Genomic DNA, 22,723 nt, shown 5'->3' with positions numbered 1-22,723 from the left:
AGACAAGAGCCCCTCAGCCACCGCAACGATCCGGTGGCTCAGGGGCTCTTACTGTGCTGCCCTACGACGGGCGAGTGCAGAATGACAATGCTGTGAACAAGAGTCAATCAGCGGCTGCTTCCTTGCGGGAAACCTATGCAGGGCTCCGGGTGGTGTTCCGGGTGCCTGGTGCCTGCGGGGTCCGGCGGTAGCCTCGTCCTGCTTCGTTGTCACCATTTCAGCAGTAGGCATACAGTAGGTGCAACAGACATTGAGATGACTGGTCGATCTGACTAGTCCCATACGAAAACCTGGTCAGGAAGTGGTCACATTGCAGGAACTCGACGCCACCGACCGCCGAATCCTCGCCGCACTGGACGACGATCCGCGGGTCCCCATCATGGTTTTGGCGCAGAAACTGCACCTCGCACGCGGAACGGTGCAGTCCCGCCTTGAGCGGATGACGGCATCCGGCGCCCTGCGACCCAACAGCAGCCGCATCCTGCCCACCGCCCTGGGACGGGGCGTTGCTGCCGCAGTGAGCGCCGAACTGGACCAAAGCCATCTCAACGAGGCAATCGCAGCCCTGAGGAAAATCCCCGAAGTCCTCGAATGCCACGCGCCTGCCGGAGACACGGACCTCATCATCAGGGTGGTGGCCAAGAGCCCCGATGATCTGTACCGGGTATCCGAGGAAATTCGTCTATGCCCCGGAATCGTGCGGACCTCCACCAGCATGTTCCTGCGGGAAGTCATTCCGTACCGGACCACAGGGCTGCTCCAGGAGTAGCGACTCACGTTATTCACATAGGGCAGTTGTGCCCATGTGCCGGGCTCTGGCCTCGGCCTAGGATGGGGGTCAGATCAACGGCAAACAACTTTGGGGGCATGGTGGCGGGCAACTTCTACGGCGCAGACGTCGCACAGCTGCGGCAGTTGGCCAAGGAACTGGCGCGCAATGCGGATCGACTCACGGATCTGGGACAACAGCTCTCGGGTTCAATCAACAACAGTCCGTGGCGGGGCAACGACGGCGACCGGTTCCGTCATGAATGGAGCAACTCGCATTTGAGGGCTCTCCAAAGTACGGCTTCCGGAATCAAGGCCGCCTCCCAGAGCTTGTTAAAGAACGCCCAGGAACAGGATTCCGCCAGCACGGGCGGAGGCAGTGGTGGTGGTCCCGGTGGATCCGGCTCGCCAGGCGGGAACGGCCAGGAGCTAACGGACCTGCTCAGCGGTATGACGCCGCAGGAGCGGTCCGAATACCTCCGCAGCGATGAATTCAAGAAGTGGGCACTGGAACACCCCGAGGAAGCCAAGGCCGCGATGGATGCGGCCGCCGATTCCGGCCTCATTGAAAAGAAGTCGCCGGAGTACTCACAGTTCCTCAGCGATTACTGGAACCAGCAGGCCATGCGGGAGATGGGCATCGACCCCTCAACGTGGGACACCAGCAAGGGCACTGAATACAACTGGGAAACCATCAAGAAGGTCTACGACTTCTACGGACAGGCCTTCCTGTCCAACCCGGACCTGCAGTGGGCCGGCATGGCGAACATGATCGGTCCATCCTTTGCCGGTGGCTTCAAGGACATGGCCATGCTGCGTGACCTGGCACAGCAAATAGCCGACAACCCTGCCTCGGACATCCCGATCCCGGTGCTGGACCAGATCGAGCAACTCGCCGGCATGACCGATGCCGAGATCAAGTTCTATGAAACGTCCATGCTGGACATGAACAAAGAGATCTTCCTGGACCAGGCACGCCAGCACCAGGCGTACATGAACGGCGGCATCGACGAAATCAACCGCCTTCGCGACTCCGGTGCAATTGACCCGGGAACTGCAGAAGCCTGGGCGCACATCGATTCCGGTGACCCGGCACAGGTTAAGGAAGGCAACACCGCCCTGCTCTACCGCGAGCAAAACGAAATCATCGCTGACGACTACACGAACATGCGCAACCACCCTGGCGGGGAAGCGGTAACTTACATGGTCACCCTGGCGGGCGAGCCGTCCATCCCCGGAGCCAAGAGCTACCCCGAGGTCTTCCCCTACGAGTTCAGTGTGGAGAGCCCTGGGCCCGAGAACATCCCCTTTACCAACTGGGATAACCCCGCGCAGTTCCGCACCGACTTCACCACTGGATTCCCTGACGGCAATATCGCCGACGCTGACCAGCGGTGGGCCCTTATCAAACAGGACACCCTTCCGGCCTATCAGGACCTCCTGGCGAACGACCCCCAGCAAGCCCGGGACATCATCGGCTCGGACTTCAATGACCGCGTAGACCAATACAGGCCCACCAACAACATTCCCGGCATCATGGATCGCTTCCTGGACGGCTTCGATGCGGAGGTGCATCAGTGAGGCTGCAGGCAAACTACTTACAGAAGCTCGCGGTGGCCACAGTGGTGGGGCTGGGAGTCATGACCACCAGCGCATGCCAGTTGCCTACGCCCGTCCCAACATCCCAGGCGCCGGAAACATCATCCTCATCTTCATCTTCATCTTCACAAGGGAGCACAGTGATCACCTCGGAATTCTCCACGCTGGACGCTGCTGGCGTTGACCGGATCAGAACGGACAAACAAGCCCGTTTGGACATGAGCAGCGGGTCACTCCAGAAATCGGCAGTGCGTGTCTCCCCGGACAGCTATGGTCCGGAGATCAACACACAGGACTCGGGCAAGATCAACCTGACCATCGCGGCACCCAGCGGCGAGATCAGCGCTCAGACAGACCGCATCCGGTTCAAGACCACCGATGCGAGGCCCGACTTCAGTGAGGTCACTTACTTCCTCACTGCGGATTCATTCGAGGGCCTCAGCACCCTCATCCGCGACGGCGTGGAAAAGTACGGGATCGACTCCTCTGATGCCGAGCGCTGGATTGAGTCCACCAGCAAGGACACCGGCTCAAAGAGCGACTACTCCCTGACGTCCGGCACCAGCACAGGGCTGGAAGTTAACTACGACCTCCGCTTTGACGGTTCCAAAGACCAGCAGGTCATCATCGTTCACGTGAGCCCAGCAAGCTGACCAACCCGCCTGCGGCCAGGAGAGGCTGTCGCCTGGGGTGAAGACTTCCTAGACAGGCGGGCCGATGTTTGTTTTCAGGTTCTTCATCACCAGCGTCGAGGTCAGGCGCTCGACAGCTGGAAGGGCTGCAAGTTCGTCGTCGTAGAAGCGCTGGTAGGCAGGCAGGTCCGCGGCGATGACCTTCAACAGATAGTCCGGGGAACCGAAGAGGCGCTGAGCCTCCACAATGTTGGGACTTGCGGTCACACGGTCCTCAAACTCCGCCATGATGGTGCGCTCAACCTGGCGGAGGGTGACAAAAACAATCGCTTCGAAACCAAGCCCCACCGCTGCAGGATCAATGTCCGCACGGTAGCCACGGATCACTCCGGTGGACTCCAGATCGCGGAGTCGCCGATGGCATGGAGCCACCGTTAAACCCACCTGTGACGCGAGGGCCGTGGCCGTCATCCGCCCATCCTCTTTGAGGTAGCGCAAAATACTTCTGTCGATCTTGTCTATCACGCAATAATCTTACCCATTTCGGCAATATCAGGGCTAAATCAGGGAACACTTATGGGGCATTTTTCCCTAGAGTTTTCCTACCACCTAACCCTGGAGAGATCGTGAATCCGCAGCTGTTCATCGCCTTCATGCTTGTCGCAGTCACCTTGGCCTGCACCCCCGGCGTGGACTGGGCGTACTCGATCTCTGCAGGCCTTCGCCAACGTAGCTTCGTCCCTGCGGTCGCCGGCCTGTGTAGCGGCTACGTCGTCCACACCCTGCTGATGGCGGCTGGCTTGGCGGCCCTACTGGCTGGAGTGCCCGGACTTCTGGGATGGCTCACCATCGCCGGAGCGGCGTACCTGCTGTGGCTCGGCGTCGGAACCATCCGCTCTTGGCGAGGCGCCAGCTTCAGTGCGGAAGGCGGCGTCGTGCAGTCCGGAAATCAACTCCGCACGTTCTTCCAGGGCATGGGCACCAGCGGTATCAATCCGAAAGGCCTGCTGTTCTTTGTGGCGCTGGTGCCCCAGTTTGTGAGTCCTGAGGCAGCACTGCCCGTCCCTGTGCAATCGGGGTTACTCGGCCTGACCTTCGTGATCCTTGCAGGGATGGTTTACACCGGCGTCGCCTTGACCTCGCGGAAGCTGCTGGCCTCCCGGCCGGGTGCCGCGAGGGTGGTGACCCTGGTGAGCGGGATCGTCATGATCGGACTGGGGACAGTGCTGTTGTCGGAGCAGCTCCTGCCGTTGGTGCTGCAAATTCTGGCCGCCAGCAGCTAGGCGGCCAGCAGCTCGTCCAGGCGCTCATACCCTTCCACCACTCCGTAATTCATCCCCGTGGCCAGGGCCATGTCCCGCGCTTCCACCGTGGGGTAAACCTCGTGGGCAACGATCCGCGTGCGGCCATCCACTTCCTCGAAGGTGGTGGTACTCAGGCCTACCTGGTTCGGCGCACCATCGAATTCGAAGGTCATGATGATCAGCGCGTCCGGCTCCACCGTGTGGAAAATGCCGCGGAAGCCGTACATTCCGCCGTCGCCCCCGCTCTCGTAGTGCCAGCTGCCGCCCGTGCTCGCGTTGTACTCGGTCACTCTTGTCACCGCACTCCGCGGGCCAAGCCACTTGGCCAGGAGGTCCGGGTCCACGTGGGCCTTGAAGACTGCGCTGACCGGGGCATCGAATTCGCGGACCGTGTCAACGAACGGGACGCCATTGTCAGCGGTGATTGTTGTTGGGTTGCTCATTTCAGTTCCTCTTTCTTCTTTCCTGGTTTTTCCGGTGGTCCTTCATCCGGGACGTCTGCGCCCAGCAGCTGGTCGAGTCGCCGGAATCGGGACTCGGCGATCAGCCGGTATTGGTCAATCCAGGCCGTCAAGTGCTCCAGGGCTGCCGCGTCCAGGTGGACCGGCCTGCGTTGGGCGTCACGGGAGCGTGTAACCAATCCGGCATGCTCCAGGACCTGGATATGTTTGGACACCGCCTGTTTTGTGATGGCGAATGGTTCCGCGAGCTCGTTCACGGTGGCATCACCCCGGGACAGCCGGGCGACTATCGCCCGTCTCACCGGATCTGCCAACGCCATGAAGGCCCTGTCCAAAGCGTCAGGCCCCCGAGCTTCCCGTTCCATCGCCGCATATACCCTTCGTAATCAACCAAATCCTTTATCAACGGTTTGGTTGATTACAACGTTACGCCTCCTGAGACCAAGGCACAATAGCGTCTATTCCCCGCCCAACTGCCTGAAATCGTTCTCCCACAAACGCCGCATCTCAGCGTCCTTGCGGATCACTTCCAGGGTCTCCAACTCCGCAGGAGGGGCAGGGCGCTTGGATCGGGGAGTCAAAGTTCTGCGCCCTTGGTCCAAGGCGAGGAGGGCGCGGTCCGTCAAGGCATCATTCTTCAGTGCCAGGTTTGTTTTCCGACGGCGGAGGATCTCCTTCAACGCAACCTGCGCGGAGTCGAAGTCACCCCTGGCCCGCTGGGACCGCGCACGGATCAACAACAACGCCGCGGAAAGATCGTCAGTATTCAGCAACCCTTCGGTCCAAACCACCACATCGCGGTGACGGTCCAGGGAATGCGCTGCCGTGCAGCGTGCCAAGGCAGAAGGTAACGACGGCGGCAAACCCACCACCGCTTCCAACGCCGACTCCGTCATGCCCATTTCCCGAAGACAATGGGCCAAGGCCAGGAACACGGATTCCTCACTGAACAAAACGGGAACCTCGATGCGTTCAGCCACCTCCACACGGGTGACCACCTGCCCAAGGTAGATGGCCGAGAACTGGCTGGCGTCGTCGTCGATCCTGGTTGTTAAACCGCGCTGCAACAGCTCAGACGCCCGCAGGACCCCACCGTGCTTGTACGCCAGCAGGCCTGCCATGACGTAGCACAAGCCTGCCCACCCGGGATTCACGCGGCCAAACGCCAGCAGGGAATCCGGCTCGGTGGACGTAAACACGGCATCGTGCATGCCCTTCGCCGGCTTGGATGACAGCATCTTCAAACGCGGGACATTCCCCACCACAGAGAGCCTCGCATGGTCCCGACCCCCCAGCACCCCTGAAAGCACGTCATTCATGCCGTCCGCGAGGCCGCGCACCGGGGTACGGACGTAGCCTTCGCGGAAAGGCGTCAAATCCCGGGTGTCATGGAAAATCGTGTGCACGCGCCCGTTCGGATCTTGGCTCATAAAACCATGCTAACCGCCGCTGAACTGGGCACATCCCCTGCTATCCGGAGCATTTCAGGAGTATTATGGCGGCGTCGGCAAGGTTTTGCCACACCCCTTGCCGCAGGTCGGCTCTCCATGAGAAGAGCCGGTTAACCGCGTGAAAGGGAGGACTGATGACCACCGCTTCGCACCCCGCCGAACACCACCACATGATGGGGTTGACACTTCGCAACACCGCCATGGGCGTTGGCATTGTATTTCTGCTGGTAGGCGTCCTGGGCTTCATCCCGGGGATCACCACCAATTTCGGCGCCATGACCTTTGCGGGACATGAATCCGGCGCCATGCTGCTTGGAGTCTTCCAAGTGTCCATACTCCACAACATCGTTCATCTGCTGTTTGGCGTGGCCGGCTTGGCCATGGCAAGGAACGCCCGCATGGCCCGCCTGTTCCTCTTGGGCGGCGGCGCCGTGTACATCGTTCTTTGGATCTACGGCCTGGTCATCAACCAGGAAACAGGCGCCAACTTTGTCCCGTTCAACACGGCTGACAACTGGCTGCACCTCATCCTCGGCGTTGCCATGATCGGCCTGGGAGCCTGGCTGGGCAGGGATGCCATGGACGAATCACCGTCGGCGCGAAGGAATATGTAGCCTTCGCACGTCGTGCAGAACAACGACGGCGACTGTCCCCTTTGAGGGGACGGCCGCCGTTTCGTTTCCGCTGGGATGACGGTAATGACGGTTCCGAAGCCTGGGATTGTGGTTTGTTGGCGCCTCGGCGACGGCGACGGCCTAGCGCGGGGCGCGTCCACCCAGCCGCGAAGTGACCTTGGCAGCGGCGGCGGCGCAGGCTTCACCGAGGCTGGTCAGGGTGTCCTGGGAGACGCGGAATTTCGGCGCCGGAATCAGGACGGAGGCCACGATGTCGCCGCGGTGGTCATAAACCGGGGAGGCCACGCCAACCTCTTCGATGGACGTTTCGCCGAAGTTCACAGCCCAGCCGCGCTCCGTCGATTCCTTCAGCCGCATGAGGTAGGCCTCAATAGCGTCCTCGTCCGTGCCGGTAAGGACGATCGAACCGCTGCGCAGCAGCTGACGCACCCGGTCCTCGTTCTCCGTGGCGAGGAAGACCTGCACCGACGAACTCAGTGCCTCGTTGTACCTGGCACCCAGCGGAGCAAGATGCTTGACCTGGTGGCGGCTGGGGATCTGCTCCACACACATGGATTCGTTGCCGTTCCACACCATCAGCGCGCTGGTCTCCCCCGTGCGTTCGGTGAGTTCGCGCAGCACCGGGTAGGCCACGCGGCGCTCTTCGAGTTCCGCCAGGAGGGGGCCCGCCATGGCGATCATCCCCAGCCCCATGCGGAACCTGCGCGAATCGACGTCGCGCTCTACAAGGTTTTCTTGTTCCAGCGTTGCCAGGATGCGGGAGACGGTGCTCTTGTGCAAGCCGATTCGGCCCGCGATTTCCGTGACTCCCAGGAGTGGTTCGTCCGCCGTGAAGCTCCTCAGCACTGCTATCGCGTTGACGATCACCGAGGTGCTCTTGTTATCACCGTTGCCTGAAGCATCGTTGGATTCCGTGGGAGTCATGGGTTCACTATATTTCGCTGAAGCCCGCTGGACGTCCCGGGCGCAGGCCGGTGAACACTGTGCACTGTGTTCACCGGCCGGGTCACCTAGGCTCCGATGATGTTGTACTCGGGACCGAACGGGAACTTGGTGATGTTCTCCGCGCCGCCTTCACCGACCACCAGGATGTCGTGCTCGCGGTAACCGCCGGCTCCAGGCTGCCCGTCCAGCACCGTGATCATCGGCTCCATGGAGACCACCATGCCCGGCTCCAGCACGGTGTCGATGTCCTCGCGAAGTTCCAGGCCAGCTTCGCGTCCGTAGTAGTGGCTCAGCACACCGAAGGAATGGCCGTAGCCGAAGGTACGGTTGGCCAGCAGGCCGTGGCTGACGTAGATCTCGTTCAACTCGGCGGCAATGTCCTTGCAGACGGCACCGGGTTTGATGAGTTCGAGGCCGCGTTTGTGAACTTCCACGTTGATGTTCCACAGTTCCAAGGAGCGGGCATCGGGTTCGCCGTAGAACAGGGTGCGCTCCAGGGCGGTGTAGTAGCCGCTGGTCATGGGGAAACAGTTCAGGGACAGGATGTCGTGTTCCTGGATCTTCCGGGTGGTGGCCCAGTTGTGGGCGCCGTCGGTGTTAATCCCCGACTGGAACCAGACCCACGTGTCGCGGATTTCCGAGTCCGGGAACGTGCGGGCGATCTCGTGAACCATGGCTTCGGTACCGATCAACGCAACCTCGTACTCGGTGATGCCTGCCGTGATGGCGTTGCGGATAGCCTCACCGCCGAGGTCGCCGATCCTGGCGCCGTGCTTGATAACCGCGATCTCCTCATCCGACTTGATCATGCGCTGACGCATCGCCGCCTGCGCGACGTCAACCAGCGTCGCTCCGGAGAAGGCCGCCTGGATCTTGTTGCGGTTGTCCAGGGGCAGCGAGTCATCTTCGACGCCGATGCGGCGCGGGTTGATGCCGCGGGTCCGCAGGACTTCCTGGATGGCGTGGATGTAGTTGTCCCGGCGCCAGTCCGTGTACACCAGGTTGTCGCCGTAGCTGCGGCGCCAAGGCATACCGGCGTCGATGTTTGCCGTAATGGTCACGGTGTCATCCTTGGTGACCACCATGCCGTAGGAGCGGCCGAAGTAGGTGAAGAGGAAGTCGGAGTAGTACTTGATGGAGTGATAGCTGGTGAGGACCACGGCGTCGAGGTCCTTCTCGGCCATGATCCGGCGAAGGCCCGCGAGGCGACGCTCGAACTCAGCGTCGGAGAAGGTCAGGGAGACTTTGTCCCCGTTGTTGAGGACCTTGAGGCGCTCGAGCTTGGCGACGTCGTTGATTGCTTCGTTCTCGGTGATGGTCATGGTGGTTCCTTTCGATGGGTTGGTTGTTCTTAGTCCTGCAGCAGGGGCTTCTTGGAAGTCTCCGCGGCAAACAGGACTGCGATGAGGGAAACAAGGGAGGCCGCCACGAGGTACCAGCCGGGAGCAAGCTGGCTGTGGGTCATGCCAATGAGGAGCGTCGCCATGAACGGCGCAGTGCCGCCGAACAACGCATTGGAAAGGTTGAAGCTGACAGCGAATCCCGTGTACCGGACCTTCGTGGGGAAGAGCTCAGCCAGGAAGCTGGGAAGGGTGCCATCGTTCAGGGTCAGCATTCCGCCGAGGAGGATCTGTACCAGCACGATCACCAGGAAGTTGCGGGTGTCCAGGAGCATGAACGCCGGAACCGTCAGCAGTATAAAGAGGACTGATGCCGTGATGAGCATGCGCTTACGGCCGAACTTGTCCGATGCGATGCCCGTCAGGAAGATGAAGCCGATGTAACTGGCCAAGGCGATGGTGGTGGCCAGGAAGGATTCAGCCGCCCCGAAGCCCAACTCCACAGATAAGTACGTGGGCATGTAGCTGAGGATCACGTAGAAGCCCACCGCGTTCAGCAACACCGCACCCGTGGCGATGATGAGTTGCTTCCGATACGTCTTGAACATGGCCAAGGCAGGCGCTTTGACGGCGGTGTCCTTCGCCGTGAGTTCCCTGAACGCCGGGGTGTCCTCCAGCTTGGTCCGGATGTACCGCCCAATGAGGCCCATGGGCGCCGCGAGCAGGAACGGCAGGCGCCAGCCCCAGTCGTTGAGTTGCTCGGCCGACAGTACTGAACTCAGCAGCGCGGCCAGCAAGGACCCCAGCAACAGTCCCGCTGCTGTACTTGCAGGCACGACGGCGGCATAGAGTCCGCGGCGATTGGCCGGTGCGTACTCCACCAGGAAGGCCGAAGCGCCGGCGTACTCCCCCGCGGCCGAGAAGCCCTGGACCACTCTTACGAGCAAGAGCAGGATGGGGGCCATGACGCCGATGGTGGCGTACCCGGGGATCAACGCTATGCAGAATGTGGCCACCGACATCAGCACGATCGAAAGGGACAGCGCCTGTTTGCGGCCAAGCCTGTCGCCGATGTGGCCCCAGATGAAACCGCCCAGCGGCCTGACGAAGAAGGAGATCGCAAAGACGCCGAAGGTTGCCAGCAACGCCGTTTGGCGGTCTGACTCAGGGAAGAAAACCGTCGCGATGATGCCGGCGAGGTAGCCGTACACCGCGTAATCGAACCACTCGACGAAGTTGCCGATGAAGCTGGCAGTGACCACTCGCCGTCGAGTGTCTTTGCTGACCGTGTGGTTGGGGCTGGGGGTGTGGCTGTTGTTGTGGCTGGCGCCGGAGGCAGGTGCTGTGCCTTGCTCGGCTGCCACAGAGGATTCATTGCTCATGTGTCCACCAAAATCATTGGGGTTGCATTCAACGCAACGCTGTTGCACCAGAGTATGTGTGCAGTGGATCACGGTCAAGGGTCTATTTGAAAATACCGTCGTCCTTGATTTCATTGAGGACTTGTGTCGGTCTTTGAGTGGGGATCGATGCAACGGTTCGGCCGGGCAAGGCGATTCCGTTGCGACTACATCAACTCAGTTGCAAGCAGACTCGACGCTCTCTCACCTCTCGCCCCACTTTTGGCGACGCTCTCTCACCTTTCGTCCCACTTTGGGGGACGCTCTCTCACCTTTCGTCCCACTTTTGGGGACGCTCTCTCACCTTTCGTCCCACTTTTGGGGACGCTCTCTCACCTTTCGTCCCCTCATGGGGACGCTCTCTCACCTTTCGTCGGCGCTTCGCCAACGCTCTCTCACCTTTCGTCGGCGTTTCGCCAACGCTCTCTCACTTGGGTGAAGACGACTCGACGTCGGCACTTAGACGCGGCAACGACGTCGACCCCTGCCTTAAATGCGCACGCACACCTGCGCGGCAGACGCGGCCGAAGTCGCGATGATTCCGTCGAAAAGCCTCATGGACCAAAGGTGATAGAGGGTCCCGAAAAACCCGACCAAAGGTGAGAGAGCGTCCCGGAAAAACCAACCAAAGGTGATAGAGCGTCCCAAAAAACCCAACCAACGGTGAGAGAGCGTCCCAAAAAAACCGACGAAAGGTGAGAGAGGGTCAGAGGACCTTGCGGATGGTCTCTTCGAAGCTGACCACGTGGTGCAGGGCTAGCTCGGCGGCGCGTTCTTCGTCGCCGTCGGCGATGGCAGTCAGGAGCTCGGCATGCTCGGAGATGTGACCCGAAACGGAGGGCATCTTCTCCAGCATGTGGCACCAGATGCGGGTGGCGAGGTTGTCGTACCGGATCAGGACGTCCTGGAGGTGCGCATTGGCGGAAGCTTTGTAGATGAGCCGGTGGACCTGAATGTCGTAGCGCATCAGTTCTTGGGACGAATTGTCCTGGCCTTCCAGATCGCGGATGGCCGAGGCGACCGCCCGGAGCTCTGAACGCATGGCAGGGCTGGCCATCCGGGCAGCTTTCCTGGAGGCGAGCGGTTCCAGCAGCTCACGGATCTCGGAGACTTCGGCAAGCTGCGTGATGTCCACACCGGTAGCGAAGGTACCCCGCCGCGGATACGACACCACCAGATGGTCGCTTTCAAGCCGCTTGATGGCTTCACGAACAGGGGTGCGGCCGATGCCGAGTTCGGCGGCGATCTGGCCGTCGTTGATGGGATCTCCTGGTTTGATATCCAGCATGATGAGCCTGTCGCGCAGCAGCAGGTATGCATTGTCGGCGAGGGACGTGCCCTGCTGAGCTGTTTCCAGTGCGTCCAGTGCTGCGCTCATTACTCTCTCCCGTTGTCGTAATCCCAGTCTGTTGGATGAGTTACCCAAAACCTGTTGACGACTATGTGATCTCCAACATACTATGGCAATAGTTCTAATATATCAGTTGCCTAACAGACGGCCGCTACAAGTACTTCAGAAGGAGAACACCATGGTTGCACCGCTGATCCGCCCGCTCGCACAGGCGGACCCGGAGGTCGATCAGGCGATCGCCCAGGAACTCATCCGCCAGCAGTCCACGCTGGAAATGATCGCCTCTGAGAACTTCGCTCCCACTGCCGTCATGCAGGCACAGGGCTCGGTACTGACCAACAAGTACGCCGAGGGCTACCCCGGCAAGCGCTACTACGGCGGCTGCGAACACGTTGATGTGATCGAACAGCTCGCCATTGACCGCCTGAAGGCCCTGTTCGGCGCAGAGTTCGCCAACGTCCAGCCCCACTCCGGAGCCCAGGCAAACGCCTCGGCGATGCACGCCCTGATCACTCCCGGCGACACCATCATGGGCTTGAACCTGGCGCACGGCGGACACCTGACCCACGGTATGCGCATCAACTTCTCCGGCAAGCTGTACAAGGTTGTTCCTTACGGAGTCCGCGAGGACACCCACACCGTAGACATGGCCGAAGTTGAGCGCCTGGCACTGGAGAGCAAGCCCCAGCTGATCGTCGCCGGCTGGTCCGCCTACTCCCGTCAGCTGGACTTCGCTGAATTCCGCCGGATCGCGGACCTGGTGGGCGCCTACCTCATGGTGGACATGGCCCACTTCGCAGGTCTTGTGGCTGCAGGGCTCCACCCGAGCCCGATCCCGCACGCCCACATTGTCACCAGCACCACGCACAAGACGCTCGGCGGCCCCCGCGGTGGCGTGATCCTCACCAACGACGCCGACATCGCCAAGAAAGTGAATTCTGCCGTCTTCCCCGGCCAGCAGGGTGGACCGCTGGAACACGTCATCGCCGCCAAGGCTGTTGCCTTCAAGATGGCTGCCGAGCCCGAGTTCCAGGAACGCCAGGTCCGTGTCCTGGAAGGCTCCAAGATCCTCGCCCAGCGTCTCCTCCAAGAAGACGTGGCCGCAGCCGGCATCTCCGTTGTCAGCGGTGGGACCGATGTCCACCTAGTACTCGCCGACCTCCGCCACTCAGTACTTAACGGTCAGCAGGCTGAAGACACCCTGCACCGCATCGGCATCACGGTCAACCGCAACGCCGTCCCCTTCGACCCCCGCCCGCCGATGGTTTCCTCCGGCCTGCGCATCGGCACCCCGGCCCTCGCCGCCCGCGGTTTCAAGGCTGAGGACTTCACTGAAGTGTCGGACATCATTGCGACGGCGTTGATCGCCGCAGCGAACAGTGGCACCCAGGACAGCGGCACCAACAGCGGCAACGAAGCAGGCACCGAAGGTGACGTGACCCTGGACGACGCCACCGCCGTCGAACTCCGCCGCCGCGTCACCGCACTGGCAGACAAGTTCCCCCTCTACCCAAACCTGTCCAATAACGGCAATGGCGCCGCAACCGCAACCGAAGCAGAACTGATTGGAGCAGCCCAGTGAGTGCAGACCACCTCCCCGAACACCCGGACTTCCTCTGGCGCAACCCGGACCCGAAGAAAAGCTACGACGCCGTGATCGTCGGCGGCGGCGGGCACGGCCTGGCCACCGCGTACTTCCTGGCCAAGAACCACGGCATGACCAACATCGCCATCCTGGAAAAGGGCTGGCTGGCCGGTGGCAACATGGCCCGCAACACCACCATCATCCGTTCCAACTACCTCTGGGACGAAAGCGCAGCCATCTACGAGCATGCGCTGAAGCTGTGGGAAATCCTGCCCGAGGAACTTGAGTACGACTTCCTCTTCAGCCAGCGCGGCGTCATGAACCTCGCCCACACCTTGGGCGATGTCCGCGAAAGCGTTCGCCGTGTGGGCGCCAACAGGCTCAACGGCGTGGACGCTGAATGGCTTGACCCGCAGCAGGTCAAGGAACTCTGCCCCATCCTGAACATCAGCGACAACATCCGCTACCCCGTCATGGGCGCCACGTACCAGCCGCGAGCAGGCATCGCCAAGCACGACCATGTGGCGTGGGCCTTCGCCCGCAAGTGCGATGAACTGGGCGTGGACATCATCCAGAACTGCGAAGTCACCGGCTTCATCAAGGACGGCAACCGGGTGACCGGCGTCCAGACCACCCGCGGCACCATCAACACCGAAAAGGTTGGTCTCTGCGCCGCTGGCCACAGCTCGGTCCTGGCAGAAATGGCTGGCTTCCGCTTGCCGATCCAGTCCCACCCGTTGCAGGCACTGGTGTCCGAACTGCACGAACCCGTCCACCCCACGGTGGTCATGTCCAACCACGTCCATGTGTATGTCTCCCAGGCCCACAAGGGCGAACTGGTGATGGGCGCAGGCGTGGACTCCTACAACGGCTACGGCCAGCGCGGCTCGTTCCACGTGATCGAGGAACAGATGGCTGCCGCCGTGGAACTCTTCCCGATCTTCGCCCGGGCACACGTGCTCCGGACCTGGGGCGGCATTGTGGACACCACGTTGGATGCATCTCCGATTGTTGGCCTCTCTCCGGTGGAGAACATGTTCGTCAACTGTGGTTGGGGAACAGGCGGCTTCAAGGGAACTCCTGCAGCCGGCCTGACCTTCGCGCACACCATCGCCACCGGCGCACCGCACCAGCTGAACAAGCCCTTCGCACTGGAACGCTTCGAGACCGGCGCCTTGATCGACGAACACGGCGCCGCAGCCGTAGCCCACTAGCCAGGACAGGACAAGACATGCTCCTCATTTCATGCCCCAACTGCGGGCCACGCGACGAAACCGAATTCCACTACGGCGGCCAGGCACACATCGCCTACCCGGAGAGCCCGAATGACCTCACGGACCGCCAATGGGCTGAATACCTGTTCTACCGGGAGAACACCAAGGGCACCTTCGCCGAGCGCTGGGTCCACAGCACCGGTTGCCGTCAGTGGTTCAACATGCTCCGCGACACCGTGAGCTACGACATCCACTCCATCTACGCGATGGGCCAGCCCCGGCCGGACCTCTCGGCGAGCGCCGCCGCCGGAACGGGAAGCAGCCAGAAGACCGAACCGGACCAGCCCGGCGAGTTCAGCCAAGCCGGTGACTACGGACAGGCCGGCGAACCAGGCCTCGCCCCCGGAGCTTCAACAACAGGCGCCGCCTCACCCACGGCCACCACCCCCCTCTCCTCGGAAGGAGTCTAGAAGTGACCAGCAAGAACGCACGCCTCGCCACCGGCGGACGCATCGATCGCAGCATCTCTTGGCGCTTCACCGTGGACGGCCAGGAATTCACCGGCCACCCGGGTGACACCATCGCTTCGGCGCTGCTGGCCAATGGCCACATCAACGCCGGTAGCTCCCTCTACGAGGACCGCCCCCGCGGCATCATGGCCGCCGGCGTGGAAGAGTCCAACGCCTTGGTCAAGATCGCCCCCCGCTTCCGTGGTCACGTTGCCGAGTCCATGCTTCCCGCCACGGCAGTTTCGCTGGTGGATGGCATGAACATTGAACTTCTGTCCGGCCTGGGCAAGCTCGATCCCAACGAGGATAAGGCTGAGTACGACAAGAAGTACGTCCACACGGACGTCCTGGTGGTCGGCGGCGGTATCGCAGGCCTTGCCGCAGCGCGCGAGGCTGTCCGCACGGGTGCCCGCGTCATCCTCATCGATGACCAGCCCGAACTTGGTGGCTCCTTGCTCTCCGGTTCCACCGCCCCGGAACTGGCCGAGCAGATTGAAGGCAAGCCGGCCCTGGAATGGGTTGCTGACGTGGAGGCCGAGCTGGTTTCCGCTGCAGAATGCACGGTGCTGAACCGCACCACCGCTTTCGGCTCCTACGACTCCAACTACTTCATCGCAGCCCAGAACCGCACGGACCATTTGAGTGTTCCTGCGGCGTCGGGTGTCTCCCGCCAGCGTATTTGGCACATCCGTGCCAAGCAGGTTGTCCTGGCTCCGGGCGCCCACGAGCGTCCGCTGGTCTTCGAGAACAATGACCGCCCGGGCATCATGCTCGCCTCGGCAGCCCGCACCTACCTGAACCGTTATGCAGTGGCAGCAGGATCCCGCGTGGTCATCAGCACCACCAACGATTCCGCTTACGCTCTTGCCGCGGATCTGAAGGCAGCAGGCGTGGCGGTTGCCGCCGTCGTCGATGCCCGTCCGCAGATCAGCGCGAAGGCCGCCGCCGCCGTCGAGGCCGGTATCCGGGTGCTCATCGGCAGTGCTGCTGCTGACACCTCCGCGGATGACAATGGCCGCCTGAATGGCGTCACCGTCCGCAGTATTAACGACGACGGCGAACTCACCTCGGGCGTCGAGCAGCTGGCTGCCGATCTGCTCGCAGTTTCCGGCGGCTGGAGCCCGGTGGTCCACCTCCACAGCCAGCGCCAGGGCAAGCTGCGTTGGGATGACGAGCTCGCTGCCTTCATCCCCACCAAACCGGTCCGCGACCAGCAGGTTGTTGGCGCAGGACGTGGCAGCTACGAACTCCAGGACTGCCTGGCAGAGGGCATCTCGGCAGGAGCGGCAGCATCCATCGCTGCCGGGTTCGATTCCGAAACTACCCCCGTGGAACTGCAGGCTCCCGTAGCCAGCGCTCCGAGCCGTCAGCTGTGGCTGGTTCCCGGCCAGAGCGGCGAGCCGGGCGAATGGCACCACCACTTCGTCGACTTCCAGCGCGACCAGTCCGTGGCGGACGTCCTCCGCTCCACCGGGGCAGGCATGCGGTCCGTGGAACACGTCAAGCGGTACACCTCCATCAGCACGGCCAACGATCAGGGCAAGACGTCCGGCGTCAACGCGATCGGCGTCATCGCCGCAGCACTGAAGTTCGGCGGCGCCGAGAGCATCCCGGGCGTCGGCGAGATCGGAACCACGGCGTACCGCGCACCGTTTACCCCCGTTGCCTTCGCAGCCCTGGCAGGCCGCCAGCGCGGGGAACTGTTCGACCCCGCCCGAGTCACCTCCATCCACCCGTGGCACGTGGCCCAGGGCGCACTGTTCGAAGATGTTGGACAGTGGAAGCGCCCCTGGTACTACCCGCAGGGCAGTGAGGACATGGACACGGCAGTCCTGCGCGAATGCGCAGCGGTCCGCGATTCCGTGGGCTTCATGGACGCCACCACGCTGGGCAAGATCGAGATCCGCGGCAAGGACGCGGGCGAATTCCTGAACCGCGTGTACACCAACGCGTTCAAGAAACTCGCCCCGGGATCCGCCCGCTACGGCGTGATGTGCACCTTGGACGGCATGATCTTCGACGACGGCGTGACCTTGCGCCTGGACGATGACCGCTACTTCATGACCACCACCACCGGCGGCGCAGCCAAGGTGCTGGACTGGCTGGAAGAGTGGCACCAGACAGAGTGGCCGGAACTCGATGTGGTCTGCACGTCCGTGACGGAGCAGTGGAGCACCATCGCCGTAGTTGGCCCGAAGTCCCGTGCAGTGATCGCCAAGGTTGCACCCCAGCTCGCCGAAAACGGTGGCCTGGAGGCAGAAAACTTCCCGTTCATGACCTTCCGCGAGACCACGCTGGCGTCCGGAGTTCAGGCCCGCGTTTGCCGCATCTCCTTCTCCGGCGAACTGGCCTACGAAATCAACATCCCGTCCTGGTACGGACTCAACACCTGGGAAGCAGTTGCTGCCGCAGGTGCCGAGTTCAACATCACCCCGTACGGCACGGAAACCATGCACGTGCTCCGCGCCGAAAAGGGCTACCCGATCGTGGGGCAGGACACCGACGGCACGGTCACCCCGCAGGACGCCGGTATGGACTGGATCGTCTCCAAGGCCAAGGACTTCATCGGCAAGCGTTCCTACCTCCGCCAGGATGCAAGCCGCGAGGACCGCAAGCACTTGGTGACCGTCCTCCCCGTGGACCACTCGCTCCGTTTGCCCGAAGGCACACAGCTGGTGGAAAAGGGCATCCCGGTCAACCCGGCCACCGGACCCGTCCCCATGGAGGGCTTCGTGACCTCCAGCTACCACAGCGCCGCGCTGGGCCGTTCCTTCGCCCTGGCTCTCATTCAAAACGGCCGCAACCGCATCGGCGAGACCCTGGTGGCCTCGCTGGGAGACCAATTGGTGGACGTGGTTGTTGGCGAAACCGTACTTTTCGATGCTGAAGGGACCCGCAAAGATGGCTGAAACAGCAACACCAGCAGAAACCGCACACGTCGACCGTGTCCGGGGCGCCCGCCGCAGCCCGGCCGAGCACTTGGCTGACGCCTTCACTTCCGGCTCCGTGCCGGGAACGGTGACTATCACCGAGATTCCGTACCAAGCCATGGTGGGGATTCGGGTTGACCGAACGTCCGACGCCGGTGCCCGCGTTTCGTCCGTGACCGGCGGCTTGCCAGCCGCTTGCGGTCAAGTAACGGGGACCGGTTCCGTTCACACCCTGTGGCTTGGTCCCACCGAGTTCATGGTGGTGGCACCGGAAGAAGCCCACGATTCACTGGGCGGCTCCCTGGTAAGCGATCTGACCACGGCGCTGGGCAACGACGCGGGCCAGGTGGTGGACTTGTCCGCCAACCGCACCACGTTCGAGCTCTCCGGCAGCCACGCCCGCGCAGTGCTGGAGAAGACCTGCTCCTTGGACCTTCACCCGCGCGTCTTCAAAGCCGGCACGGCTGTCTCCACTGAGCTTGCGCACATCCCCGTGATGCTCTGGAAGACCTCGGAGGAGAGCTACCGGATCTTTCCCCGGGCCTCGTTTGCCGACTTCCTGGGACGCTGGCTCCTTGACGCCATGCGGGAGTACGCCTCCCCTGAGGTCCCCTAATGGCACTGAGTGTGCTTGACCTGTTTTCTGTTGGCATCGGGCCGTCGTCCTCACACACGGTGGGTCCCATGCGCGCGGCAAAGCAGTTCACGGACGGTCTTGAATCGTCGGGCCAGCTTCCGGCCACGGTGCGCGTCCAGGCTGAGCTTTTCGGCTCACTGGGCGCCACCGGCCGGGGCCACGGCTCAGACAAGGCAGTGGTGCTGGGGCTGCAAGGCCACTCCCCCGAAACCGTGGACACCACCACGGCTGACGACCAGGTTGCGGCAGCGGCGCTGGACGCTGAACTGCGTCTGGGCGGCAACCATCGGGTGGACTTCAACTGGGACGAGGACGTGGTGCTCCACCGCCGCAAGTCGCTGCCTGCACACCCCAACGGCATGACGTTCCGCGCGTTGGACCACACGGGCGGCGTGCTCCGGGAACGCAGCTATTACTCCATTGGTGGCGGCTTCGTGGTGGACGGGGACGTCTCCGGCGCAGACAAAGTGGTAGCCGACGACACCGTTCTCCCCTACCCTTTCACCACTGCAGACGAGCTCCTTGCCATCTGTCTCCGCGAAGGCAAGTCCATCTCGGACATCATGCTGGCCAACGAACTAGTGTGGCGCTCCGAGGAGGAACTGCGTGAGAAGTTGCTGGGCATCTGGGCTGTCATGCAGGAATGCGTGGACAACGGCTGCTCTGCCGAGGGAATCCTCCCGGGAGGCCTGAAGGTCAGGCGACGGGCGCCGTCGTTGTTCAAAAAGCTTTCCGACACCGACGCGGACCTGAACGGTAGTGCCTCAGCGGACCCGCTCCTGGCCATGGAATGGGTCAACCTCTTCGCCCTGGCAGTGAACGAGGAAAACGCTGCGGGCGGCAGGATCGTCACCGCGCCCACCAATGGTGCCGCCGGAATTGTCCCGGCAGTGCTGCACTATTACACCAAGTTTGTTCCGGGAGCCAACGACGACGGCGTCGTGCGCTTCCTGCTGGCGGCGGCCGCCGTCGGAATCCTGTTCAAAATCAACGCGTCCATTTCCGGTGCCGAGGTGGGCTGTCAGGGTGAGGTGGGTTCCGCCTGCTCCATGGCTGCGGCCGGCCTCTGCGAAGTCCTGGGTGGAACGCCCGAGCAAGTGGAAAATGCCGCCGAAGTGGGCATTGAACACAACTTGGGCCTCACCTGCGATCCCGTGGGCGGGCTGGTGCAGATCCCCTGCATCGAACGCAACGCGATCGCCAGCGTCAAAGCCATCAACGCCGCCCGCCTTGCCCTGCACGGCGACGGCAGCCATAAGGTTTCCCTCGACAAAGCCATCAAAACCATGCGCGAGACAGGCGCAGACATGAAATCCAAGTACAAAGAGACCTCCCGTGGGGGCCTCGCCGTCAACGTAGTGGAGTGCTAGCCATGACTGCCATCCAAACCGAAACCACTGCCGTCTCCACAACGGAGACCACTGTGGAACATGTCCTCACCCTCGACTGCCCCGAAGGTCCCGGAATTGTGCACGCTGTGTCCGGATTCCTGTTGAACCACGGATGCGACATCATCGACAACAAGCAGTTCGGTGATCGCGCCGAGGGCCACTTCTTCATGCGGGTGCACTTCGCGTCCGACGGCGATGAATCCACCGTGGAAGCGCTGCGGGAGGCCTTTGCCCCGGTGGGTGAAAAGTACGGCATGAACTGGCAACTGCAGCGTCAGGGATACAAGCGGCGCGTCCTGATCATGGTCTCCAAGTTTGGGCACTGCCTGAACGACCTCCTGTTCCGCGCTAGGATCGGCGAGCTGCCCATCGATGTAGTGGGCGTGGTGTCCAATCACACCGACCACCAGGGTTTGGCAGAGTGGCATGGGATCCCGTTCTTCCACATCCCTGTCACCGCCGCCACCAAACCTGCCGCCGAGGGGCGCTTGCTGGAGATCATCGACGAACTGGACGTGGAACTCATTGTGCTGGCCCGCTACATGCAGGTGCTCAGTGACGACCTCGCCCGCAAACTCGATGGCCGCGCCATCAACATCCACCACTCGTTCCTGCCAAGTTTCAAGGGTGCAAAGCCGTACCACCAGGCATACGCACGTGGTGTGAAAACTGTGGGTGCCACCGCCCACTACGTGAACGGCGAGTTGGACGAAGGTCCCATCATCGCCCAACAGGTAGTGGAAGTGGACCACACGTTCGGACCGGACGATCTCGTAGCCGCCGGTCGGGACACCGAATGCAAGGCCCTCAGCAACGCCGTTCGCTGGCACTGCGAGGGGCGGATCATCCTGAATGGGAACAGGACGATCGTGTTGAAGTAGGGCTCTGCAAGCACCCATTTCGATGGTTCCCTGCGCATACGCTGTTGCGAACGGCACTGTGTGCAGGGAACCATCGAAGTGGCGTTTAACAGGAGCTACACCCGGGCCAGCCTCGTCGCCAGATGCAGCGCTGCCAGCCGACCGTTCCCCCGTGGATCCCCTCCGCATAGCTCGAAGATGCGTTGGAGCCGGTGGTGCAGGGACTGCCGTTCCAGGTGCAGCTCACGGGCAGCCTGGGCCGTGTTGCAGCCGGTATCCAGCCAGACGGACAGCGTCCTCATGAGTTCTGACTTCTTCAGGCGATCATGCTCGACGACGGCACCCAGCTGCCGCTGCACGAACCCTTCACGGGTGGCCGGGTCCAGCGCCTCCTGCGCAAGGAGCTCCACAGCAAGCGTGTCTGCATCCACCACACCTTTGCCGGCCGGGGTTAGATCAAGTGCCCTGCGCGATTCGGACAGAGACCAGGGCGCCTCAGCAATACCGCGGCCCAGCGGCCCCACCGCAATCACGGATCCTGCCGGTACCTCCAGGTTCCTCAGTGCCTCCATCAATGCGCGACGGGTCGCAGCGCCGTCGCTCAGCGCAGCGCCGTCGCTCAAGGAAGCCAAGGCAATCAGTTCAGCGTTGTTGGCGTAGCTCGCGCTGTGCGCCACATGCTCCCGGAGCAACGCGTCCACAGCTGGTCGCAAGTGACCTGAACCGGTTGACCGGATCACCACCGCGGCCACGTGACCGTCCACGGGGAAGCCCGACGCCGGTCCCAGCTGCTGAAGTTGCCAGTGCTGGCCTCCCGAATTGATGGCACGCATGAGTTCAATACCCGCCAGTTCCTTAAGCCCCGGCGGCATGCGCTGCAGCAACGCCAGGCCGAGGATGTCCACGGACCGTTCCCCGGCCACCCGCGCAAGGGAACCGTCGCCGCCGTCGGGCAGGTGAAGTTCCAGACGCGCCGCCAGGACGCCCCGCACCGGGACGTCCACCATGATGACGCTACCGCCGTCGTCCGCTGTAGGAGTGGAGTTTGCCGTAAAAGCGGGTTCGCGCGCCGAGGCACTGCCCTCCGTTGCCGTGCCGTCCGCCGGGAACGCGCCGCCGGCGGCCCCTAGTGTCAGGCCCGACGGCGAGACCAGCCGCACGCTGGCGCCTGTCCTTTCGGCCAACACGGCAAGGAGTTGATCGAGCCCGCCACCGTGGGCCAGTTCGGCAGCCATGGCGTGGCTTGCCTGGTCACCGCGCTGGAGATGCTCCACGGACTCACTGACCAGGATTGAGTTGATTTCCTGCATCACGCCAACGAACGGGACTACCTGGCTGAGCTCGATCACCGGCAAGCCGGCGGCCTGGGCGACGTCCAGCATGGCGGCCGGCACGAAGGGCAAAGCGGGACCCGTCTCCAGTGCCAGCGCAGCGATGCCGCGGGCGGCGAGTTCACGGACGTACTCGGCCTGACGCTCCACAGTGACCCCGGCGAGCGCCTGCCCACCGCTGAGCAGAAGTTCGCCACCGCTGAGGAGCGGCGCGATGTCCAGGACCTCGCTGGAGTGCACCCATCGGACGGGTCGGAAGAGAGCCTCCGGTACGTCGTTGAGCAGCTTTGGCCCTGCAGATTTGAGACTCTGGAATTCAAGGGCCTCGCCTAGCAGCATGGACATGACACTCCGTAACGTCTAAGCGATTTTCTTTAGAC

At 62.5% G+C, this 22,723-nt stretch carries 21 protein-coding genes; 12 read left to right on the top strand and 9 right to left on the bottom strand.

The features are described from left to right. Positions 1 to 310 precede the first annotated feature (310 nt). From BMY91_RS18035 to BMY91_RS18025, 3 genes are all read left to right on the top strand, one after another. A complete protein-coding gene (locus BMY91_RS18035; RefSeq protein WP_177179951.1) occupies positions 311 to 769 on the top strand; it encodes an Lrp/AsnC family transcriptional regulator in 459 nt (152 codons plus the stop codon). A gap of 101 nt (positions 770 to 870) precedes the next feature. Next, positions 871 to 2,349: a WXG100 family type VII secretion target gene (locus tag BMY91_RS18030; protein WP_090824530.1), complete on the top strand. Its 1,479-nt coding sequence runs from the start codon at positions 871 to 873 to the stop codon at positions 2,347 to 2,349. 158 nt (positions 2,350 to 2,507) lie between these two features. After that, positions 2,508 to 3,020: a hypothetical protein gene (locus tag BMY91_RS18025; RefSeq protein ID WP_256212818.1), complete on the top strand. Its 513-nt coding sequence runs from the start codon at positions 2,508 to 2,510 to the stop codon at positions 3,018 to 3,020. A 48-nt stretch (positions 3,021 to 3,068) separates the two neighbouring features. Here BMY91_RS18025 and BMY91_RS18020 read toward each other — a convergent pair whose 3' ends face one another. Continuing rightward, complete coding sequence (locus BMY91_RS18020; protein WP_090824415.1) at positions 3,069 to 3,524, bottom strand: Lrp/AsnC family transcriptional regulator; 456 nt, start codon at positions 3,522 to 3,524, stop codon at positions 3,069 to 3,071. A 101-nt stretch (positions 3,525 to 3,625) separates the two neighbouring features. On the opposite strand from BMY91_RS18020, the gene BMY91_RS18015 reads away from it, so the two are divergent. Then, positions 3,626 to 4,282 carry a LysE family translocator gene (locus BMY91_RS18015; RefSeq protein WP_090824413.1) on the top strand — a complete coding sequence of 219 codons (657 nt, stop codon included), beginning with the start codon at positions 3,626 to 3,628 and terminating at the stop codon, positions 4,280 to 4,282. Here the strand turns inward: BMY91_RS18015 and BMY91_RS18010 are convergent. The 3 genes from BMY91_RS18010 to BMY91_RS18000 form a co-directional block, all read right to left on the bottom strand. Further along, a complete protein-coding gene (locus tag BMY91_RS18010) occupies positions 4,279 to 4,746 on the bottom strand; it encodes an SRPBCC family protein (protein ID WP_090824411.1) in 468 nt (155 codons plus the stop codon). The genes BMY91_RS18015 and BMY91_RS18010 overlap by 4 nt on opposite strands. Beyond that, complete coding sequence (locus BMY91_RS18005) at positions 4,743 to 5,129, bottom strand: ArsR/SmtB family transcription factor (RefSeq protein WP_090824409.1); 387 nt, start codon at positions 5,127 to 5,129, stop codon at positions 4,743 to 4,745. Before BMY91_RS18005 ends, BMY91_RS18010 begins: the two co-directional genes overlap by 4 nt. Before the next feature lie 93 nt (positions 5,130 to 5,222). Beyond that, on the bottom strand, positions 5,223 to 6,194 hold the full coding sequence (locus BMY91_RS18000) for a hypothetical protein (RefSeq protein ID WP_090824408.1): 972 nt from the start codon (positions 6,192 to 6,194) through the stop codon (positions 5,223 to 5,225). Positions 6,195 to 6,349: 155 nt separating this feature from the next. On the opposite strand from BMY91_RS18000, the gene BMY91_RS17995 reads away from it, so the two are divergent. Further along, positions 6,350 to 6,829, top strand: coding sequence for a DUF4383 domain-containing protein (locus BMY91_RS17995; protein ID WP_090824406.1), 480 nt, complete (start codon positions 6,350 to 6,352; stop codon positions 6,827 to 6,829). Between the two features lie 141 nt (positions 6,830 to 6,970). On the opposite strand, the gene BMY91_RS17990 is transcribed toward BMY91_RS17995, so the two are convergent. From BMY91_RS17990 to BMY91_RS17975, 4 genes are all read right to left on the bottom strand, one after another. Continuing rightward, positions 6,971 to 7,774, bottom strand: a complete 804-nt coding sequence (locus BMY91_RS17990) for an IclR family transcriptional regulator (RefSeq protein ID WP_090824404.1) — start codon at positions 7,772 to 7,774, stop codon at positions 6,971 to 6,973. A gap of 86 nt (positions 7,775 to 7,860) precedes the next feature. Next, on the bottom strand, positions 7,861 to 9,117 hold the full coding sequence (locus BMY91_RS17985) for an aminopeptidase P family protein (protein ID WP_090824402.1): 1,257 nt from the start codon (positions 9,115 to 9,117) through the stop codon (positions 7,861 to 7,863). A gap of 29 nt (positions 9,118 to 9,146) precedes the next feature. Then, positions 9,147 to 10,517, bottom strand: coding sequence for an MFS transporter (locus tag BMY91_RS17980; protein ID WP_090824400.1), 1,371 nt, complete (start codon positions 10,515 to 10,517; stop codon positions 9,147 to 9,149). Between the two features lie 724 nt (positions 10,518 to 11,241). After that, positions 11,242 to 11,913 carry a GntR family transcriptional regulator gene (locus BMY91_RS17975; RefSeq protein ID WP_090824399.1) on the bottom strand — a complete coding sequence of 224 codons (672 nt, stop codon included), beginning with the start codon at positions 11,911 to 11,913 and terminating at the stop codon, positions 11,242 to 11,244. A 151-nt stretch (positions 11,914 to 12,064) separates the two neighbouring features. Here BMY91_RS17975 and glyA point away from each other — a divergent pair, with 151 nt between their 5' ends. The 7 genes from glyA to purU are packed head-to-tail and all read left to right on the top strand — an operon-like array spanning position 12,065 to position 21,033. After that, the gene (gene glyA, locus BMY91_RS17970; RefSeq protein WP_090824397.1) at positions 12,065 to 13,468 is read left to right on the top strand and encodes a serine hydroxymethyltransferase; all 1,404 of its coding nucleotides are present in this window, start codon (positions 12,065 to 12,067) and stop codon (positions 13,466 to 13,468) included. After that, positions 13,465 to 14,685, top strand: a complete 1,221-nt coding sequence (locus BMY91_RS17965; RefSeq protein ID WP_024818500.1) for a sarcosine oxidase subunit beta family protein — start codon at positions 13,465 to 13,467, stop codon at positions 14,683 to 14,685. Before glyA ends, BMY91_RS17965 begins: the two co-directional genes overlap by 4 nt. Before the next feature lie 17 nt (positions 14,686 to 14,702). Continuing rightward, positions 14,703 to 15,155 (top strand): sarcosine oxidase subunit delta, encoded by a 453-nt coding sequence (locus BMY91_RS17960; RefSeq protein WP_090824395.1) that lies wholly within the window; start codon positions 14,703 to 14,705, stop codon positions 15,153 to 15,155. A 2-nt stretch (positions 15,156 to 15,157) separates the two neighbouring features. Continuing rightward, positions 15,158 to 18,103, top strand: a complete 2,946-nt coding sequence (locus BMY91_RS17955) for a 2Fe-2S iron-sulfur cluster-binding protein (RefSeq protein WP_090824393.1) — start codon at positions 15,158 to 15,160, stop codon at positions 18,101 to 18,103. Continuing rightward, entirely contained in the window at positions 18,096 to 18,740 is a 645-nt protein-coding gene (locus BMY91_RS17950; protein ID WP_090824392.1) for a sarcosine oxidase subunit gamma, read from the top strand. The genes BMY91_RS17955 and BMY91_RS17950 overlap by 8 nt, the downstream gene beginning before the upstream one ends. Beyond that, on the top strand, positions 18,740 to 20,131 hold the full coding sequence (locus BMY91_RS17945) for an L-serine ammonia-lyase (protein ID WP_090824390.1): 1,392 nt from the start codon (positions 18,740 to 18,742) through the stop codon (positions 20,129 to 20,131). The genes BMY91_RS17950 and BMY91_RS17945 overlap by 1 nt, the downstream gene beginning before the upstream one ends. 2 nt (positions 20,132 to 20,133) lie before the next feature. Next, positions 20,134 to 21,033 carry a formyltetrahydrofolate deformylase gene (gene purU, locus BMY91_RS17940; protein WP_090824388.1) on the top strand — a complete coding sequence of 300 codons (900 nt, stop codon included), beginning with the start codon at positions 20,134 to 20,136 and terminating at the stop codon, positions 21,031 to 21,033. Between the two features lie 95 nt (positions 21,034 to 21,128). Here purU and BMY91_RS17935 read toward each other — a convergent pair whose 3' ends face one another. Then, positions 21,129 to 22,688 carry a PucR family transcriptional regulator gene (locus BMY91_RS17935; RefSeq protein WP_090824386.1) on the bottom strand — a complete coding sequence of 520 codons (1,560 nt, stop codon included), beginning with the start codon at positions 22,686 to 22,688 and terminating at the stop codon, positions 21,129 to 21,131. Between the last annotated feature and the right edge of the window lie 35 nt (positions 22,689 to 22,723).

Source organism: Arthrobacter sp. yr096 (assembly GCF_900108925.1).
Taxonomy (GTDB): Bacteria; Actinomycetota; Actinomycetes; order Actinomycetales; family Micrococcaceae; genus Arthrobacter.
The sequence above is the reverse complement of the archived record's forward strand: the minus strand, read 5'-3'. Positions and strand labels throughout refer to the sequence as shown.